Source organism: Methylorubrum sp. B1-46, assembly GCF_021117295.1.
Lineage (GTDB): Bacteria > Pseudomonadota > Alphaproteobacteria > Rhizobiales > Beijerinckiaceae > Methylobacterium.
The window spans coordinates 463,101-481,653 of record NZ_CP088247.1; the positions used below are offsets into that span (position 1 = coordinate 463,101).

16 protein-coding genes are annotated in these 18,553 nt (G+C 68.8%); 6 read left to right on the forward strand and 10 right to left on the reverse strand.

All coding sequences use genetic code 11. The annotated features are described in order from the left end of the window. Window positions 1-136: 136 nt before the first annotated feature. Window positions 137-1,528, reverse strand: a complete 1,392-nt coding sequence (locus LPC10_RS02245; protein ID WP_231345279.1) for a methyl-accepting chemotaxis protein — start codon at window positions 1,526-1,528, stop codon at window positions 137-139. Window positions 1,529-1,605: 77 nt separating this feature from the next. Beyond that, entirely contained in the window at window positions 1,606-1,938 is a 333-nt protein-coding gene (locus LPC10_RS02250; protein WP_231345280.1) for a hypothetical protein, read from the reverse strand. 387 nt (window positions 1,939-2,325) lie between these two features. Between LPC10_RS02250 and LPC10_RS02255 the strand changes: the two genes are divergently transcribed. Next, entirely contained in the window at window positions 2,326-2,541 is a 216-nt protein-coding gene (locus tag LPC10_RS02255; protein WP_231345281.1) for a hypothetical protein, read from the forward strand. Window positions 2,542-2,550: 9 nt separating this feature from the next. Here the strand turns inward: LPC10_RS02255 and LPC10_RS02260 are convergent, their stop codons facing one another. The 6 genes from LPC10_RS02260 to LPC10_RS02285 all read right to left on the reverse strand — a co-directional run bounded on the left by LPC10_RS02260 (window position 2,551) and on the right by LPC10_RS02285 (window position 8,022). Continuing rightward, the gene (locus tag LPC10_RS02260; protein ID WP_231345282.1) at window positions 2,551-3,978 is read right to left on the reverse strand and encodes an ATP-binding protein; all 1,428 of its coding nucleotides are present in this window, start codon (window positions 3,976-3,978) and stop codon (window positions 2,551-2,553) included. Beyond that, window positions 3,975-4,673 (reverse strand): response regulator transcription factor, encoded by a 699-nt coding sequence (locus LPC10_RS02265; protein ID WP_231345283.1) that lies wholly within the window; start codon window positions 4,671-4,673, stop codon window positions 3,975-3,977. Before LPC10_RS02265 ends, LPC10_RS02260 begins: the two co-directional genes overlap by 4 nt. A 26-nt stretch (window positions 4,674-4,699) precedes the next feature. Next, window positions 4,700-5,209 carry an OsmC family protein gene (locus tag LPC10_RS02270; protein WP_231345284.1) on the reverse strand — a complete coding sequence of 170 codons (510 nt, stop codon included), beginning with the start codon at window positions 5,207-5,209 and terminating at the stop codon, window positions 4,700-4,702. Between the two features lie 60 nt (window positions 5,210-5,269). After that, window positions 5,270-6,049, reverse strand: a complete 780-nt coding sequence (locus tag LPC10_RS02275; protein ID WP_231345285.1) for an ABC transporter ATP-binding protein — start codon at window positions 6,047-6,049, stop codon at window positions 5,270-5,272. 7 nt (window positions 6,050-6,056) lie between these two features. Continuing rightward, window positions 6,057-6,896, reverse strand: coding sequence for an ABC transporter permease (locus LPC10_RS02280; protein ID WP_231345286.1), 840 nt, complete (start codon window positions 6,894-6,896; stop codon window positions 6,057-6,059). Window positions 6,897-7,047: 151 nt separating this feature from the next. Continuing rightward, the gene (locus tag LPC10_RS02285) at window positions 7,048-8,022 is read right to left on the reverse strand and encodes an aliphatic sulfonate ABC transporter substrate-binding protein (RefSeq protein WP_231346943.1); all 975 of its coding nucleotides are present in this window, start codon (window positions 8,020-8,022) and stop codon (window positions 7,048-7,050) included. Window positions 8,023-8,182: 160 nt separating this feature from the next. On the opposite strand from LPC10_RS02285, the gene LPC10_RS02290 reads away from it, so the two are divergent. Together LPC10_RS02290 and grpE are read left to right on the forward strand one after the other, a co-directional pair. Continuing rightward, on the forward strand, window positions 8,183-10,969 hold the full coding sequence (locus LPC10_RS02290; RefSeq protein ID WP_231345287.1) for a [protein-PII] uridylyltransferase: 2,787 nt from the start codon (window positions 8,183-8,185) through the stop codon (window positions 10,967-10,969). A gap of 92 nt (window positions 10,970-11,061) precedes the next feature. Beyond that, window positions 11,062-11,664, forward strand: coding sequence for a nucleotide exchange factor GrpE (grpE, locus tag LPC10_RS02295; RefSeq protein ID WP_231345288.1), 603 nt, complete (start codon window positions 11,062-11,064; stop codon window positions 11,662-11,664). Between the two features lie 67 nt (window positions 11,665-11,731). On the opposite strand, the gene LPC10_RS02300 is transcribed toward grpE, so the two are convergent. Continuing rightward, entirely contained in the window at window positions 11,732-12,589 is an 858-nt protein-coding gene (locus LPC10_RS02300) for a prephenate dehydratase (protein ID WP_231345289.1), read from the reverse strand. Between the two features lie 16 nt (window positions 12,590-12,605). Continuing rightward, window positions 12,606-13,349: a 3-deoxy-manno-octulosonate cytidylyltransferase gene (locus LPC10_RS02305; RefSeq protein ID WP_231345290.1), complete on the reverse strand. Its 744-nt coding sequence runs from the start codon at window positions 13,347-13,349 to the stop codon at window positions 12,606-12,608. Between the two features lie 329 nt (window positions 13,350-13,678). Between LPC10_RS02305 and LPC10_RS02310 the strand changes: the two genes are divergently transcribed. The 3 genes from LPC10_RS02310 (at window position 13,679) to LPC10_RS02320 (ending at window position 18,545) form a co-directional block, all read left to right on the forward strand. Further along, window positions 13,679-14,575, forward strand: coding sequence for a cytochrome c family protein (locus LPC10_RS02310; protein ID WP_231345291.1), 897 nt, complete (start codon window positions 13,679-13,681; stop codon window positions 14,573-14,575). A 173-nt stretch (window positions 14,576-14,748) separates the two neighbouring features. After that, window positions 14,749-16,662, forward strand: a complete 1,914-nt coding sequence (locus LPC10_RS02315; protein ID WP_231345292.1) for an extracellular solute-binding protein — start codon at window positions 14,749-14,751, stop codon at window positions 16,660-16,662. Next, a complete protein-coding gene (locus LPC10_RS02320; RefSeq protein WP_231345293.1) occupies window positions 16,659-18,545 on the forward strand; it encodes an extracellular solute-binding protein in 1,887 nt (628 codons plus the stop codon). Before LPC10_RS02315 ends, LPC10_RS02320 begins: the two co-directional genes overlap by 4 nt. Window positions 18,546-18,553: the final 8 nt, after the last annotated feature.

Consider the following 18,553-nt stretch of genomic DNA (forward strand, 5'->3'; position numbering starts at 1 on the left):
GCCGTCCCTTCTTCGCTCCGAAGCGTCCGCATCGCCGTCGCGCCGCGGCTCTGCCCATCAAACGCGCAAATCGGGATCTGCCAAGGGACTTTCAGGACGGCACGGCAAGGAACGGGCGTGAGGGCGCCCTCGGATTTCAGGCTGCCCGGAGCGTTCCGACGAAATCGCGAACGGTCTCGGCGAGGGCGTCGCATTCCCCGGCCAGACGCGCGGAGGCGTCGAGACCGGCCGCCGCAGCCGAGCCGGTCAGGTCGGCGGAATGAGCAAGGCCGTCGAGATTGTCCGAGACCGCGCCCGTTCGCCGGGCCGCCCGCTCGGCGTTGCCGGCGATCGCGCTGGCCGCCGCCCCCTGCCCTTCCACCGCAGCGGCGACCGAGCGGGTGATGGTCCCGAGTTCCTCGATCGTCCCGCCGATCCGGCCGATCGCCGCGACCGCCTGCCCCGTCTGGCTTTGGATCGCGAGAATCTGAGCTTCGATCTCCTGCGTCGCGCGGGCGGTGCGGGCAGCAAGCGCCTTCACCTCGCCGGCCACCACGCCGAACCCCCGCCCGGCCGCGCCGGCGCGCGAGGCTTCGATGGTCGCGTTGAGCGCGAGCAGGTTGGTCTGCTCGGCAATGGTGCCGATGAAAAGCACGATCTGGTTGATGCGCTGCGCCGCCTCGGCCAATGCGCGCACGGTCTCGTCGGTCTGCTCCGCTTCTCGCGTCGCCCGGACGGCCACCTCGGCAGCGCGCGTCATGTGGCTCCCGATCTCGAGCACGGTGGCCGAGAGCGTACCGGCCGCAGCCGCGACGCCCTGCACGTCGGCAGCGGTGTCCTGCGAGGCGGTGGATAAATCCGCCGTGCGGCGGGCGGCGTCGCCCGCCGCGGCCGAGAGATCCTGCGAGGCGTGCCGCACCCGCTTGGCGGATTCGGCGGCTTCCCGGACGAGCCGGTTCACGCTGCTCTCGAAACGCTCGGCGAGCTCGCCGGCGGTGCGGTGACGCTCGGCCCGGGCCTCGGATTCGGCCACGCTCTGGCGATGATGAGCGTCCGCCTCGGCGGCACGTGCGGCATCGGCTGCGGCGAGGGAGCGCGCCGAGACCGAGAACAGGGATGCGAGCTGCACGCTGAGCCAGACGAGGACGGCGGTCTCCAGCACGACGATCACCGCGTGGAGCACCACCCGGCCGAAATCGGCGCCGTCCGGATAGACCGCGGCCGGCAGGAGCAGGTTCAGGCCGAGATGGTGCAGGGCCGTCACCGCAGCCGCGGTGAGCAGCACGCGCCAGTCGCAATAGGCCGACAGCACCGCCAAGGCAGCGAAGAAGTACATGTGCAGGTCGAGCTGCCAGGAATGGCCGGATGCCGCAGCAAGCAACAGCGCCACCATGCCGACCATCGCCACCGCCACGGTGAGGCGCGTGGCGAGTCCGTCGCCATTCAACCGCCACGTAACGGTCGCCGCCGCAGCAAGGCCGAACGCCATCAGCCCCTGAGCCGCGATCGGGTTTCCGAGGGCGGCGGCCACGGCGACGTTGAACGGCACGTGCAACCAAAGCAGGGCGATGAGGCCGCGGCTCGCGGCGCGGCGGAGGCTGTCGAGATCACGCGGGCGGGATTAGGTCATGGTGCTGAATCTCGGGGGGCCGGCTTTGGGAATCGCGGCGTTACGGGAGGGGTGCAGAGGCCAGAGCCCCGTGGGTCGAACAGGAGGAGGGCACCGGCCGACCGCAGGCGCTCGGCGAAATCGGGCGCGGACGATTGAGTGACGACGAGCCCCGGCAGGCGACCGAGGCCCAGCACGGCGCCACCCGCTGCTACCGCCGCGCCGAGGCTGCGGCCCGGCTCCCACCACAGCGGAAACAGGGCGGCAACCGGCCGGTCCGGTTCCCCCATCGGCGCTCCGAGCCACGCCGAGCCGATCAGGCTCGCCAGCAGGAGGGCCACGGGCAGCATCAAGCTTCGAGCGGAACCCGATTCGGACGGCTGAGACCGGATGCCTTCCCCTGCCATCGACACGGCGCCATGCTACGACTTCGAACGAACCACAACCCAGCATTGATAACCAATGTTAAGTTCAGGTTACGCCGAGAACCGCTACGCCCGATCGGGCGCAACCTTTCGCCCCCATCGATGACCGCGCTGACGAAAGCAGGCTGCCAAGGTGCTTCCGGGCGTACGCTCATCGTGTCGAGGGAATTTTTCCGCGACTCGGCCGTCCTGTCTTAAGAGCTTTGGGGCGCGGGTCCGCGCCGTCTCCGGTTGAACCCAGCCGGGCCGAAGCGACATACTCTCGAGGTACCTCCGGCGGACGACACGGCGACCGAGGACGAAAGTGAATCGATGAGCAGCACCAGTTTCGTTCCCTTCGCCGAAGCCGCCGTCTTCACGCTCGGCTGCGCGCTGATCGCGAGCCGCCGGTTCGACCCGCAGCGGCTGGGGGCGGTGCTGGGCCTCGCCACGGTCACGCTCGCGGTTCTGCTGGTGGTGTTCGCTCTCCCCGGCAGCCCGCAAATGACGCTCGCCGACCCCGATGGCGTGCGCAACTTCCTGAACTGACCGACACCGCTACGTCGTGGTCGCCGGCAGGTTCAGCGTGACGGCGAGGCCCGGCGCGTTGTCGGCAAGCTCGAGGCTTCCGCCGTGAAGCCGAGAGACGGCGTTGACGAGGCTCAGCCCCAGGCCGAAGCCGGGGCGCGTGCGGGCCGCGTCGAGTCGCACGAAGCGGTCGAGCACCCGCCCGCGCTCCCCTTCCGGGATGCCGGGGCCGCGATCCGCGACGGTGATCCGCACGGCGCCGTCGGCCCGTACGGCACTCACCGAGATCGCCTGCGGACCGGCCTCGGGTGACTGCGCGCCGTACTTGATGGCGTTGTCGAGGAGGTTGGCGATGGCTTGGCCCACCAGCTCGCGGTTACCGTCGAGGGTCAGGTCCGGTTCCGTGCGGACGATGAGGCTCAGGCCTCTGTCCTCGGCCAGGGGCTCGTAGAGTTCGGCCACTTCCCGCGCCACCGCCCCGGCGTCAAACCGGCGCAGGCTCTCGGGTGCGTTGCCGGCCTCCAAACGGGCGATGGTCAGCAGCGCGTTGAACACCCGGATCAGCCCGTCGCTGTCCTCGATCACGCCCTCGATCGCCGTGCGCAGCGCCTCCGGCGTCTCGGCCGTGCGCAAGGCCTCGTCGGCGCGGTTGCGCAGGCGCGTGAGCGGCGTCTTGAGATCGTGGGCGATGTTGTCGGAGACCTCCTTCATCCCGCGCATCAGTTCGCCGATGCGCTCCAGCATCAGGTTCAGATTCTGCGCGAGGCGGTCGAGCTCGTCCCCGGTGCCGGAGACCCGCAGACGCCCATCGAGATCGCCCGCCATGATGGTACGGGTCGTCTCGGTCATGTCGTCCACGCGCTTCAGGACGCGGCTGGCCACGAACCAGCCGCCGAGCACGCCTAGCACCACGACCAGCGCGAGCGAGGAGCCGAAGGTGTTGCCGATCGCTGCGCGCAGGCGGTCGCGCTCCTCGGTGTCCCGGCCGACGAGGAGGCGGAAGCCCCCGGCGAGGTTGAAGACGCGCATGATCGCGCGGTGCTCGCCCTGGTCCGCCTCCGAGCCACGGCCGTAATACCCCTCGTACTGGCCGGGCCGAGCGAGGATGTCGGGCGAGACGCGGCTGACATTGCCGACGATGTGCTCGCCGGCCGGCGTGGTGACGAGATAGAGCGAGGCGCCGGGCTCCTTGGCGCGCCGCTCCACCACCGTGATGAGCCGGCGCAGGCCGCCCGCGGTATACTGCTCCGACAGGCCGTTGATCTCGGCATCGATGGTCGAGACGATCTGATCGTCGAGCACGCGGCGCGCGTTCCAGGCGACGTAGCCGAGGCCGAGCGAGGCCAGCACCGCGAACAGCACGAGGTAGGCGAGTGACAGCTTGAATGCCGTCGTGCGGAAGATCTTTCCCAGACGCGCGAGGAGGCCGTCCTGTGGCGGCGATGCGGCGGGGCTCACGGAAGTTGCGGCTCGTCCGGCCGGATGACGTAGCCGGCGCCGCGGACCGTGTGGATCATCGGATGCTCGAAGCCGCGATCGATCTTCGCGCGTAGCCGCGAGACGTGAACGTCGATGACGTTGGTCTGCGGGTCGAAGTGATAGTCCCAGACATGCTCCAGCAGCATCGTACGGGTCACGACCTGTCCGGCATGGCGCATGAGGTACTCGAGCAGCCGGAACTCGCGCGGCTGCAGCACGATCTCGCGGCCCGCCCGCGTCACTCGGTGCGAGAGCCGGTCGAGTTCGAGATCGCCGACGCGGTAGGCGGTGGCCTCGCCGGGACCGGTCGCGGCCGTGCGGCGGCGGGCCAGCACCTCGGTGCGGGCGAGAAGCTCGGAGAAGGCGTAGGGTTTGGGGAGATAGTCGTCGCCGCCCGCCCGCAGCCCCTTCACCCGGTCATCCACCTGACCGAGCGCCGAGAGGATGAGGACCGGCGTGGCGATCGCCTGTTCGCGCAGCGAGCGCACGAGCGAGAGCCCGTCGAGCTTCGGCAGCATGCGATCGACGATCAGCACGTCGTAATCGCCCTCGCGAGCGAGCGCGTAGCCGTCGAGGCCGTCGCCGGCATGGTCCACGACGTGCCCGGCTTCCCGGAACGCTTTGACCAGATAGGCGGCGGCCTCGCGGTCGTCCTCGATGATGAGCAGGCGCATGACGCCCGTCAGATAAGCTTCGCGGCTCAGGAGCGCGAGGCGTTCACCGACAATTCCGGCTTGTGATTGAGGGTCTGGAACACGACGCAGTAGCGCTCGGTCAGCTTCAGGAGTTGGTCCAGCTTCTCCTGGGGCGCGTCGGTGTCGAGGTCGAACGTCAGGCGGATGGCGCGGAAGCCCACCGGCGCCTGCTTGTCGACGCCGAGCGTGCCGCGGAAGTCGAGATCGCCCTCGGCGCTGACCGTGCCGGCCCTGAGCGGGATTTCCAGCGCGGTCGCCACCGCCTTCACCGTCACGCCCGCGCAGGCGACGAGCGCCTCCAGCAGCATGTCGCCGGAGCAAAGTTCGGCACCCGAGCCGCCGGTGGCGGGATGCAGGCCGGCGACCGCCAGGGCGCGGCCGGTCTCGACCTTGCAGGCGATGCTGGTGTCGTCCAGCGCACCCTTGGCCTTCAGGGTGATGACGGCGGAATCGGGCGTTTCACGGTACTTGTTCTTGAGCGGGGCCTGGAGAGCGCGCAGGGCGTCGGCGTCCATGGATTTCCTCCTGTTTTCTTGAGCGGCCGGGCTTAGCGGTTTTCGCGTAACCGCAACACCTCAGAACGAACTGCCCCCGGCGAGTTCCGGTGTACGGGAGGCATCGCGCGGGCGCAGCGATTGGTCGAGGGCGGAGAGGATCGCGCGCGTCGCCGCCTCGCTCGTCGGTGCCGCCGAGTCGCGCGGCCGGCGCAACGGCAGGGCCACCGTCTCGTCGAGACGGCCGGGACGCGGGCGCATGACGATGGCGCGGTCGGCGAGCGCCACTGCCTCGGCGACGTCATGGGTGACGATCAGCACCGTCGGCCGCACCTCCTCCCACAGGGCGAGGAGATGGCGGTGGAGATCCTTGCGGGTGAAGGCGTCGAGCGCCGAGAAGGGCTCGTCGAGGAGCAGCACCCGCGGGCTGGCGACGAAGGCGCGGGCGATCGACACGCGTTGCTGCTGTCCGCCGGACAATTCGCGGGGCCAGCGCCCGGCATGCTCGGCGAGACCGACCCGCTCCAGGGCGTGGGCGACGCGCTCCCGCCGCTCACGCCCAGGCAGGTGTTCGATGCCGAAGCCGACATTGTGGGCCACCGTCAGCCAGGGCAGCAGGCGCGGTTCCTGGAACACCAGGCCGACGCCGGGATGCGGCCCGGTGATCGGCTCGCCGTCCAGGGCGATCCGACCGGTGCTCGGCCGGTCGAGCCCTGCGATGAGGCGCAGGAGCGTGGTCTTGCCGCAGCCCGAGCCACCGATCAACGCAACGATCTCGGCATTCGGCACATCGAGGTCGATGCCCTCCAGCGCGCGAGTGCCGTCGGCATAAGTCTTGGAGAGGGTTTGTATGCTCAGCATGGAAGGCTCACAGCGTCTCCCGCGCGGTGTCCTGCCAGCGCACCAGCGGGCTGGTGAGCGCGACGAGCACGGCGTCGGCGGCCTTGCCGACGACGGCGAAGCTGATGATCGCGGCCAGGATCTGGTCCGGCTTGCTGAATTGCTGGCCGTCGAGGAGCAGGTAGCCGAGGCCCTCGGAGGCGCCCATCAGTTCGGCGGCCACCACGAACAGGAAACCCAAGCCGAGCCCGGTGCGCAGGGCCGTCAGCGTCGCCGGCAGCACGGCGGGCAGGAGGATGCGCCGAGCGAGCCCGGCCTTCGAGAGGCGGAAGATGCGGCCGACCTCCACCAGCTTGCGATCGACCGAGGCGATGGCGCCGGCCACGCCGATATAGACGGGGAAGAACACGCCGACCGCGATCAGGGCGACCTTCGGCGTCTCCAAGATGCCGAACCACAGAATGAACAGCGGCACCCAGGCGAGCGAGGGCACCGCACGCAGGGCTTGAAGGCTCGGATCGACCAGCCAGCGCAGGACGGGCAGCGTCGCGGTGAGCGCGCCGGCGAGGATGCCGGCGCCCGCCCCAAAAGCGAAGCCGAGGCCGACGCGGATCAGGGTCGCCTCGACATGAGTCCAGAGTTCGCCGGATGCGGCGAGCGTCCAGAGCGCGGCACCGACCCGGCTCGGCGGCGGCAGCAGGCGCCCGGAGGCGAGCCCGGTCGTAACCGCGATCTCCCAGCCGAGCGCGAGGGCGAAGGGCAGCAGCAGGCCGAGCGCAAGCCGCGCGCCGCCGCCGAGAAGGGCGGCTCGACGCGCGGGGGCGGCCGTCGCTTCGGGCTCTTCGGAGAGAACGGTGGTGAGGCTCATGCGAAGGGGCCGCGCCGTGTCTGCATCGTGGTTTCGCCCCCGTCCTACCGGATCGGGCGTTCAGCGCCACGCAGCGCAAGCTCCGCCGGCACCATGCCGAGGGCGACAACGGCGAAGGCGACGAGGTGCGCGGCGTCCGGCACGGGCAGGCTCAGCGGGCCGGGGCTGGGTTGAACTGCGGGTCGATCAGCCCGTCGACCGCCGCCGCCACGTCGGTGGAAGCGGGGATCACGCCGGCCTGCTGCAGGGCGAGGCCGGCGGCGCGGATGCTCTCGGCCTGGGCCGGACCGACGGCAGGCTGGCTGAGATCCGTGCGCTCGATCTGCTTGGCGATGACCGCCTCGGGCAGCTTGGTGGCGGAAACGAGCGCGCTCTTCAGCGCATCGGGATGGGCGATCGCGTAGGCGCGAGCCTGTTCGTAGGCCGCGATGACGACCCGCACGAGGTCGGGATGGGCCTTGGCGAAATCCTCGCGCACGTCGAGCACGCCCCAGGTGTTGGCGCTCGGATCGCGGTGGAACAGCACGGCGCCGCTCTCGATCTCGGCGGCGGCCATCATCGGGTCGAGTCCGGCCCAGGCATCGACGTCGCCGCGATCGAGTGCGGTGCGTCCGTCGGCGTGCTGCAGCAGGACGAGCTTGGCGTCCTTCTCGGTGAGCCCGGCGCTCTGCAGCGCGCGGATGAGGAAGATGTGCGGATCGGTGCCGCGGGTGACGGCAATGCGCTTGCCCTTGAGGTCGGCGGGCTTCGCGATCCCGGTCTCCTTGCGGGTGACGAGAGCGGTCCATTCCGGTCGGGAATAGGCGTAGACGACCTTGACCGGGTTGCCGTTGATCCGCGCCAGCAGTGCCGCCGCGCCGGCCGACGATCCGAAATCGATGGCGCTGCCGTTCAGAAATTCCAGCGCCTTGTTGGAGCCGAGCGACTGGACCCACCGCACCTTGATGCCGCGAGGTTTCAGCGCCTCTTCGAGAAAGCCCTTCTCCTTCAGGACGAGGCTGACCGGATTGTAGGTCGCCCAATCGAGCCGGATTTCCGAGACATCGGCGGCGCGCAACTCGGATCCGGCCGCGAGAAGGCCGAGCACGCCGGCGAATGCGGACAGGACATGGCGGCGTCGGATCATATGGCTGTCTCCCTCGTCGGCCCGGCTTGTCGCCTGGATCCACTCGATGGCTAAAACAGTCACGTTCTTTTCGTCAAACAAAAAATTCGCCGAACAGAACGGCTGGGTTGCGGGCAACCGCCCGATGCCGCCACCGGCTTTACATGCTAACGGGACGGCCATGTTCGACCCCGTTCCCGTCCTCGAAAAGATCGTCGCCTCACTCGACCGCGACGCGCGCGAGCCCACCAAGCTGCGTGGGCTGCTTGTGCCCGAATTGCGCAAGGTGATCGAGACCGGGCACCGGGAGGCCGAGCGCCTCCTGATGAAGGAGCGGGACGGACTTGCCTGTGCACAACGGCTGAGCCGGCTCACCGACGCGGTGGTGCGGGCGATCTACGATGCCGTGGTCTGGCGCCTCTACCCGAACGACAACCCGTCCACGGGCGAGCAACTCGCGATCGTCGCCACCGGCGGCTACGGCCGCGGAACCATGGCACCGGGTTCGGACATCGATCTCCTGTTCCTGCTGCCCTACAAGCAGACCGCGTGGTCCGAGAGCGTCGTCGAGGCGATGCTCTACGTGCTGTGGGACCTGAAGCTGAAAGTCGGCCACGCGACGCGCTCGGTGGAGGAGTGCCTGCGCGAGGGCCGCGCGGACATGACGATCCGCACCGCTCTGCTCGAATCCCGCTTCCTGTTCGGCTCGCGCCATCTCTTCGAGGAGATGGTCACGCGCTTCGACACGGAACTCGTGATCGGCTCGGCCTCGGAATTCGTCGATGCCAAGCTACGCGAGCGCGACGCCCGCGTCGCCAAGGCGGGTGCCTCGCGCTACCTCGTCGAGCCCAACGTCAAGGACGGCAAGGGGGGCCTGCGGGACCTCAACACCTTGTTCTGGATCGCCAAATACACCTACCGGGTGCGCGATCAGGTGGAGCTTGTCCATGCCGGGCTGTTCACGCCCGACGAGTACAAGCTGTTCGAGCGCTGCGAGGAATTTCTGTGGCGGGTGCGCTGCCACATCCACTTCGTCACCGGACGCGCGGAGGAGCGGCTGTCCTTCGGGCTTCAGCCGAAGATCGCCGAGCGGCTCGGCTTCGGCGCCCGCGGCGGCCTGTCCGGCGTCGAGCGCTTCATGAAGGCCTACTTCCTCATCGCCAAGGATGTCGGCGACCTCACCGCCATCGTCTGCGCGGAACTCGAAGCGCGCCACGCCAAGCGAACACCGGTGCTCGACCGCTGGATCGGCCGTTTCCGCGACCGCTTCCGCGCCACCTCAATCGAGGCGGAGGATTTCTGGATCGACAACGGCCGGGTCAACATTCGCGGCGAGGACACGTTCGAGCGCGATCCGGTCAACCTGATCCGCCTGTTCTGGCTCGCCGACCGGCACAACCTGCCGATTCATCCGGACGCGGCGCGACTGGCCAACCGTTCACTCAAGCTCATCACCCACGCGGTGCGCATCGATGCGGAGGCCAACCGCCTCTTCCTCGACATCCTTACCTCGAAGAACGCCCCGGAGACGATCCTACGCTCGATGAACGAGGCCGGCGTGCTCGGCCGCTTCATCCCGGAATTCGGCCGCATCGTCGCGATGATGCAGTTCAACATGTATCATCACTACACGGTGGACGAGCATCTGCTGCGCTCGATCGGCGTGCTCGCGGCGATCGATTCCGGTCGGGTGCGCGAGGAGCACCCGCTGGCCTCGCGCCTGATCGACACGATTCACAACCGCTGCGCCCTCTACGTCGCGATCCTGCTGCACGACATCGCCAAGGGCCGGCCGGAGGACCACTCGATCGCCGGCGCCGCCATCGCGCGCAAGCTCGGGCCGCGGTTCGGCCTCAGCCAGGCCGAGACCGAGACGGTGTCCTGGCTCGTCGAGCACCACCTGCTGATGTCGATGACGGCGCAGAGCCGCGATCTCTCCGACCACCGGACGATCGAGAAGTTCGCCAGCGAGGTGCAGAGTCTGGAGCGGCTGAAGCTGCTGGCGATCCTGACCGTGGCCGACATCAAGGCGGTCGGGCCCGGCGTGTGGACGGCGTGGAAGGGCACGCTGCTGCGCACCCTCTACGACGAGACCGAGGTGTTGCTGTCCGGCGGCCATTCCGAGATCGCCCGCACCGACCGGGTTCGGCTGATCCAGATGGCCCTGCGCGAGCAACTTTCGGACTGGCACACCGACACCTTCGATGCCTACGCCGCACGCCACAACCAAGCCTACTGGCTCAAGGTGGACTCGACCCGCCACTACAAGAACGCCCGCTTCCTGCGCACGGTGATGGAGGAGGGCCGCACCAGTGCCACCACCTACGAGACCGATCCGGTGCGCGGCGTGACCGAGCTGACGGTCTACTCGCCCGACCATCCGCGCCTGCTCGCCATCATCACCGGTGCTTGCGCGACGGCGGGCGGCAACATCGTCGATGCGCAGATCTTCACGACGACCGACGGCTTCGCGCTCGATTCGATCTTCATCTCCCGCGCCTTCGAGCGGGACGAGGACGAGTTGCGCCGCGCCGGCCGCATCGCCACCGCGATCGAGCGGGCGCTCAAGGGCGAGATCAAGATCGCCGAACTCGTCGCCGACAAGCACCCGAAGCAGCCGCCCAAGACCTTCCTCGTGCCGCCGGACGTGTCGATCGACAACGCCCTGTCGAGCCGCGAGACGGTGGTGGAGATCACCGGCCTCGATCGTCCCGGCCTGCTCTACGAACTGACGACGGCGCTCAACCGCCTGAGCCTCAACATCACCTCGGCGCATGTGGCGACCTTCGGCGAGCGGGCGGTCGACGTCTTCTACGTGACCGACCTGACCGGCACCCGCGTGGTGCAGCCCGACCGGCTCGCGATGATCCGTGCTGCGGTGATGGAGGTGTTCGCCAGCGACGTCGCCGCCCTGCGGGCCGAGGGGCTCGACGCGCTGGTCGATTCGCCGCCGCCGCGGGAGTTGTAGGCGCGGATGGCGCTGCCCTCGCTTGATTTCGCGGTATGCCCGAATGATATCAGCCCCATCCCGGAACACTTCGAGACCCGATCGATCGCACGATGATGGCTGACGACATGGAGAAGCAGGAGCGGCACAACGGCACGGAGGCGGAGGTCCCGCCGCAGCCGACTACCGCGGGCGCGGATGCGGAGGGCCTCGCGGCCGCGATCGCCGAGCGCGACGAGTTCAAGGACCGCCTGCTGCGGACGCTGGCCGAGATGGAGAACCTGCGCCGCCGCACGGAGCGCGAGGTCGCCGATGCCCGCGCCTACGCGGTGACGAACTTTGCCCGCGACATGCTCAACACGGCCGACAACATCCGCCGCGCCCTCGAGAGCGTGCCGGCCGAGGCCCGTGCGAGCGCGGACGGCCCCTTCAAGGCCCTGGTCGAGGGCATCGAACTGACCGAGCGCGATCTCGCCAAGACGCTGGAGCGTCACGGCGTGAAGGTGGTCGATCCGCAGGGCCAGCGCTTCGACCCGAACCGGCACCAGGCGATGTTCGAGGTGCCGAACACCGAGGTTCCGAACGGCACCGTGGTCCAGGTGGTACAGACCGGCTACGTCATCGGTGATCGGACCCTGCGCCCGGCGCTCGTCGGCGTCTCCAAGGGCGGCCCGAAGCCCGAGGCGAGCAAGGACAAGCCGGCCGACGCGGCGTGAGGCCTTCGTCGGATCGGACATGAAAAAAGGCCGGCGCTTCTGCGTCGGCCTTTTTCGTGGTCGCCGGCTATTCCGCCGCCTGCCGCGTCGTCTCGCGGAACGGGTGGGCCGGATAGGTGCCGATGATGCGCAATTCCTTCGAGAAGTAGCGCAGCTCGTCCAGCGCCCGGCGCAGGCCGTCATCCTCGGGGTGGCCGTCGACCTCGGCGTAGAACTGGGTCGCGGTGAATTGCCCCTCGACCATGTAGCTCTCGAGCTTCGACATGTTGACGCCGTTGGTCGCGAAGCCGCCGAGCGCCTTGTAGAGCGCGGCCGGAATGTTGCGGACCCGGAAGATGAAGCTCGTCACGGTGGGACCGTTGCCCGGCTCGATCTCGACGGGCTCGGGCGAGAACACCACGAAGCGCGTGGTGTTGTGCGCCTCGTCCTCGACGTCGCGCTCCAAGATGTCGAGGCCGTAGACCTCCGCCGCCATGGCCGGAGCGAGCGCCGCGCGGGTCGGGTCCTGGGCATCCGCGACCTCGCGGGCAGCACCCGCGGTATCGCCGGCCACCACCGCCTTGAGGCCCAGGCGCCGGATGATCCGGCGACACTGGCCGAGCGCGTGGACGTGGCTGTGGACGCTGGTGAGGCTCTCCGTCGTGACGCCCGGCAGAACCATGAGCTGAAAGTGGATCGGCAGGAAGTGCTCGGCGATGATGTGCAGCCGCGAGGTCGGGATCAGGTGGTGGATGTCGGCCACCCGGCCGGCGATCGAATTCTCGATCGGGATCATCGCGAGCCTAGCCTTGCCCTCGTTCACCGCCGCGAAGGCGTCCTCGAAGGTGGCGCAGGGCAGCGCAGTCCAGCCGGGATAAGCCTGCGAGCAGATGATGTGCGAGTTGGCCCCAGGCTCGCCCTGATAGGCAATCGTACGGTCGGTCATCGGTTTTTCAGCCGGTTCAATTGAGGCGGCGGACGGCGAGCAGCGTGCGGGCACGCTCCAGGTCGGCGGGGGTGTCGACGCCGAGCGGCAGATCCTCGACGATCATCGCATCGATGCGCATGCCGGCCTCCAGCGCGCGCAACTGCTCCAGCTTCTCGCGCCGCTCCAGCTCGCCCTGCGGCAGGGCGTTGAACCGCGCCAGCGCCTTCCGGCGATATGCGTAGAGACCGATATGGTGGAACAGCGGACCCTCCCCCCAGGGCGCGCGCGCGCGGGTGAAGGCGAGTGCGCGCAGGCGGTTGGGCCCGACGGTGTGGCCGATGATCTTGACCACGTTCGGGTCGTCCATCTCTTCCGCCCGGTGGATGATTGCGCAGAGGGTGGCGATATCGACCTGCGGGTCGGCGAGCGGCGTCACCGAAGCGGCGATGATCGCCGGGTCGATGGTCGGCAGGTCGCCCTGGACGTTGACGACGACGTCGTGGTTACCGTCGGGATCGACGATCTCCAGCGCCTCCACGAGGCGGTCGGAGCCGGAGGGGTGATCGGCCCGCGTCATCACCGCCAGTCCGCCCTGCCCCTCGATCGCCTCGGCGATCGCGTCGGTGTCGGTGGCGACCACCACGGGTCCGATCCCCGCCTCCACCGCGCGGCGCCAGACATGGACGATCATCGGCGCGCCTGCGATGTCGGCGAGCGGCTTCGACGGCAGCCGGGTCGCGGCGAGGCGGGCCGGAATCAGGATCAGAGGATCGGACATAGCCTCGGACTATGAGACGCGCGTTGGCAGACGGGACGGGGCGGCTCTAGCAGCGGCCGTCCGGCTTGTCATGGCCGGCTCGTGAGGGCCTTTGACCCGCTTCGTGGCTGCGCCGGCCGCCGCTCAGGGTGCGGCAGCGCTGCAACGGCGAGGGCCCGCCCGCAGGGAGCCGGTGACAATAACGGTATGCGACAGCGCGCAGCGCGTATGGCCCATTGTCAAGATCGGGCCCGAGCGGCTAATCACCCTTGAAATTCTCCAAAGTCCGGCGTCAGCCCGTCGGGCCCTCATCCGCCGGGTCCTGATCCCGTGCGCCGGAGCTGTCGAGCATGGATTCCTTCGAGCTGAACAAGGTTGCGGGCGCTGTCCTGGGTGCTCTCCTGTTCGCGGTCGGGTCGGGCTTCGTGGCGGAGCTGATCTATCATCCCAAGCCTGCCGGAAACGCCGGCTATCCCCTGCCCGAGCCGGAGCCGACGAGCGGCGGCGCCGCAGCCGAGGCGCCGAAGGCCGAGCCCATCGCCGTGCGGCTCGCCAGCGCCGACGCCGACAAGGGCAAGGGCGGCACCAAGGCCTGCCAAGCCTGCCACAGCTTCGAGAAGGGCGGCCCCAACAAGGTCGGTCCCGATCTGTGGGACATCGTCGAGCGCGAGAAGGCGCATGCCGCCGGCTTCGATTATTCCGCCAGCCTGAAGGAGAAGGGCGGCACCTGGACCTACGAGGATCTCGACCACTTCCTCGAGAGCCCGAAGGGGTACGCGAAGGGCACCAAGATGGCGTTTGCCGGCATCAGCTCGCCGGCCGAGCGCGCCAACGTCATCGCCTATCTGCGCACGCTCTCAGACAGCCCGAAGCCGCTGCCGGCCGCCGCGAAGAAGGCCGAGGCCGCGCCGGAGGGTGAGAAGAAGGCGGAAGCCGCCAAGCCTGCAGAGGGCAAGGCCGAGGACAAGAAGGCCGGGGAGCGGCCGGTCGAGAGCGCCACGGGCGACAAGGAGAAGGCGCCGCAGACCAACGCGCCGAAGGGCGACACCCAATCCGGTGACGGCAAGGACACCGCCCGTCCGGTCCCGGCACCGGGGGTCCAGCCGCAGCGCAACGAGGTTGCCCCGACGCAGGCCCCGGAGGCCAAGCCCTCGGGCGATATCCCGACCAAGGCCGCGCCCGGCTCAGAGAGCACGCCGGCCACCGAGCCGCCGGCCAAGGCCGATCCCGACACGCCCAAGCCGTAAGGCGACGGGGACAGATCCATCTTCCCAAGGCCGGGCCGCGAAAGCCCGGCCTTTTTCATGTCCCATTCCCCGGCGACCGCCTCTGCGCGCTCACGGCGGGTTGGCGCCGGCCCCGGCCTCGTCCTAGAACGGCGCCCGACCGTCCTCTCACGGGACCGGGAGACCGCGCCAACGTGACAGAAAACGCCGTGATCGCTCGCCGCAGCTTCCTCGCCGGAGCGCTCGTTCTCCTCGGGCTGCGAGGCCCCGCCTCGGCCCAGGAGCCCGCCGAATCCGCCTCGAAGGTCTCGGCGCAGGAGGCACCGGGCAGTTGGCGCCACGCGCTGACCCTGCTCGGCGAGCCGAAATACGGCCCGGACTTCCAGCATTTCGACTATGCCGATCCGAAGGCACCGGTCGGCGGCCTGGTCCGGCTCGGAGCCCAGGGCGGCTTCGACAACCTCAATTTCATCGTCAACGGCTTGAAGGGTGATCTCGAAGGCGGGATCACCCAGATCTACGACACGCTGATGGAGGATTCCGGTGACGAGCCGTTCTCCTCCTACGGCCTGCTGGCCGAGGGCGTGCGGATCGCCGAGGACGGCCAGTCGGTGACGTACCGCCTACGGGCGAATGCGCGCTGGCACGACGGCAAGCCGGTGACCGTCGAGGACGTGATCTGGTCCTTCGACACGCTGAAGGCCAACAGCCCGTTCTACGCCGCCTACTACCACACCGTGGCCAAGGCCGAGCCGGGCGCTGAGCGCGAGGTCGTCTTCCGCTTCAGCGAGGCCGGCAATCGCGAGCTGCCGCAGGTGCTCGGCCAGATGCAGGTACTGCCCAAGCATTGGTGGACCGGCACCGACAAGAACGGCAAGCCGCGCAACGCCACCGAGACGACGCTCGAAATTCCGCTGGGTTCTGGCTCCTACCGGCTCGCCAAGATCGATGCCGGCCGCTCCGCCGTCTACGAGCGCGTGGCCGATTACTGGGGCAAAGACCTGCCGGTGAATCGCGGCCGCAACAATTTCGGCACGGTCCGCTTCGAGTATTTCCGCGATGGATCGGTGCTGCTGGAGGCGTTGAAGGGCGACCTCTACGACTTCCGCAGCGAAAACATCGCCCGCAACTGGGCCACCGCCTACGATGACTTCCCCGCGGTGAAAGAAGGGCGCCTGATCAAGGAGGAGTTCCCCGGCCGCGGCACCGGCATCATGCAGGCCTTCGTGTTCAACCTGCGCCGGGACAAGTTCAAGGACGAGCGGGTGCGCCGCGCCTTCAACCTCGCCCTGAACTTCGAGGAGATGAACCGGCAGCTCTTCTACGGCCTCTACAGCCGGATCGATTCCTACTTCTACGGCTCGGAACTGGCCTCGTCCGGCCTGCCCGACGGACTTGAGAAGGTGATCCTGGAAAGCGTCAAGGACAAGCTTCCGGGCAGCGTCTTCACCGAGACCTACACCAACCCCGTCAACGATACGCCGGAGGCCGTGCGCGGCAATCTTCGCAAGGCGGTCGGCCTGTTGCGCGAGGCCGGCTACGAGCTAAAGGGCGGCAAGATGGTGGCGAAGGCCACCGGCGAGCCGCTGACCGTCGAGTTCCTCGAATTCCAGAACGTGTTCGAGCGGGTGATCCTGCCCTACGCCGCACAGCTCAAACTGATCGGCATCGAGTCCTCGATCCGGGTGATCGATCAGGCGCAGTACCAGAACCGCCTGCGCAGCTTCGACTTCGACATCACCACCTCGAACTGGCCGGAATCGCTCTCACCCGGCAACGAGCAGCGTGAATTCTGGGGCTCGGCCGCCGCCGACAAGCCGGGCTCGCGCAACATCGCCGGGATCAAGGATGCCGGCATCGACGCGCTGATCGAGAAGGTGATCTTCGCCCAGGACCGCGAGACCCTGGTCGCCGCGACGCATGCCCTCGACCGGACGCTGCTGGCCCACAACTTCGTGGTGCCGCAATGGTCGTCTGCCGTGACGCGGACACTGCGCTGGAACCGCTTCGGCCGTCCGGCCGTGCTGCCGAAATACGGCTCCTCGGGCTTCCCGACCACGTGGTGGTACGACGAGGCGCTCGCCGCCAAGACGGGTGCCCCGCGGTGAGCGCGGACGCGACCCGTCGGAGCATCGTCCTCGGGACGGGGGCGCTCGCTCTTGCGAGCACCCTGCCGCGCTCGCCCCGCGCTGAAGGGAGCCGCCCCGTTCCCGGCAAGGCGCACGGCGAGATCCATGGATTGTCGAGCTTCGGCGAGCTGAAATACGCGCCCGATTTCTCGAACTTCGACTACGTGAACCCGATGGCCCCGCGCGGCGGGCGCTTCTCGACCCAGATCGTCCAGACCTTCGGCAATCAGGCGTTCGACACCTTCGACACGCTCAATCCCTACGTCTTCCGCGGCACTGGCGCGGCCGGCATCAACCTGACCTTCGACAGCCTGATGGTGCGCGCGCTCGACGAGCCGGACGCGCTGTACGGGCTCGTCGCCCGCTCGGTCGAGACCAGCGCCGATGGCCTGACCTACCGCTTCGCCCTGCGTCCCCAGGCGCGCTTCCACGACGGCTCGCCGCTGACCGCGCGGGACGCCGCCTTCTCCCTCACCATCCTCAAGGAGAAGGGCCACCCGACGATTGCGCAGGTCATTCGCGACGTCGCCGAGGCGACGGCGGAAGGCAACGAGACCCTGGTGGTCCGCTTCGCCTCCGGCCGCAGCCGCGATCTGCCGCTGATCGTCGCCGGTCTTCCGATCTTCTCGGCCAAATTCTTTGAGGGGCGCGACTTCGAGGCTCAGACGCTTCAGCCGCTGCTCGGCTCCGGCGCCTATCAGGTTGGGCGCATCGATATCGGCCGCTTCATCGAGCTGGAGCGCGTGAGCGATTACTGGGCGGCGGATCTGCCCGTCATGGTCGGGCAGAACAATTTCGACCAGATCCGCTACGAGTATTTCCGCGATCGGCAGGTCGCCTTCGAAGCGTTCAAGGGCGGCGCCTACACCTATCGCCAGGAATTCACCTCGCGGATCTGGGCGACCGGCTACGATTTCCCGGCCGCGCGCGAGGGCCGCGTCAAGCGCGAGACCCTGCCCGACACCTCGCCCGCCGCCATCCAAGGCTGGTTCTTCAACACCCGCCGCGAGGTGTTCAAGGATCCCCGCGTGCGCGAGGCGATCGGCCTGTGCTTCGACTTCCCCTGGACAAACCGTACGGCAATGTTCGGCGCCTACGAACGCACCGTCTCCTTCTTCCAGAAGACCGACCTGATGGCCACGGGCAAGCCCTCCCCGGAGGAGCTGGCGCTGCTCGAACCGTTCAGCGGGCAGGTGCCGGCCGAGGTCTTCGGCGAGGCCTGGATGCCCCCGGTTCCGGACGGATCCGGCCAGGACCGGGCGCTGCTCGCCCGCGCGGTGGCTCTGCTCAAGGAGGCCGGCTGCACCCGTGAGGGTGGGGCCTTGCGGCTGCCGGGCGGCAAGCCGATCGAGTTCGAGTTCCTCGATTCCGACTCCGTGTGGGAGCCGATCGTGCAGCCCTTCATCCGCAATCTCGGGCTGATCGGCATCAAGGCCCGCCAGCGGGTGGTAGACGCCGCGCAGTACCAAGCGCGGGTGCGCGACTTCGACTTCGATATCACGGCCCGCGCCGCCTCGGGTGACGCAACTCCAGGCCCGGAGCTGCGCGAGGCCTACGGCTCACGTGCCGCGGCGATTCCTGGCTCCAACAATCTGGCCGGCATCAGCGATCCGGTGATCGACGCCCTGCTCGACAGCATCGCCAATGCGGATTCGCGCGCGAGCCTCACCGTGGCCTGCCGCGCCCTCGACCGGGTGCTGCGGACCGGCCGCTACTGGATTTCGATGTGGTACTCGCCAGAGTATCGCCTTGCCCTGTGGGACATGTTCGGCCGCCCGGCGAAGCTGCCGACCTATGGGCTCGGCGTGCCGGCCCTGTGGTGGTACGACGAACAGAAGGCGCGGCGGATCGGCCGGGGCTGAGGACTGTC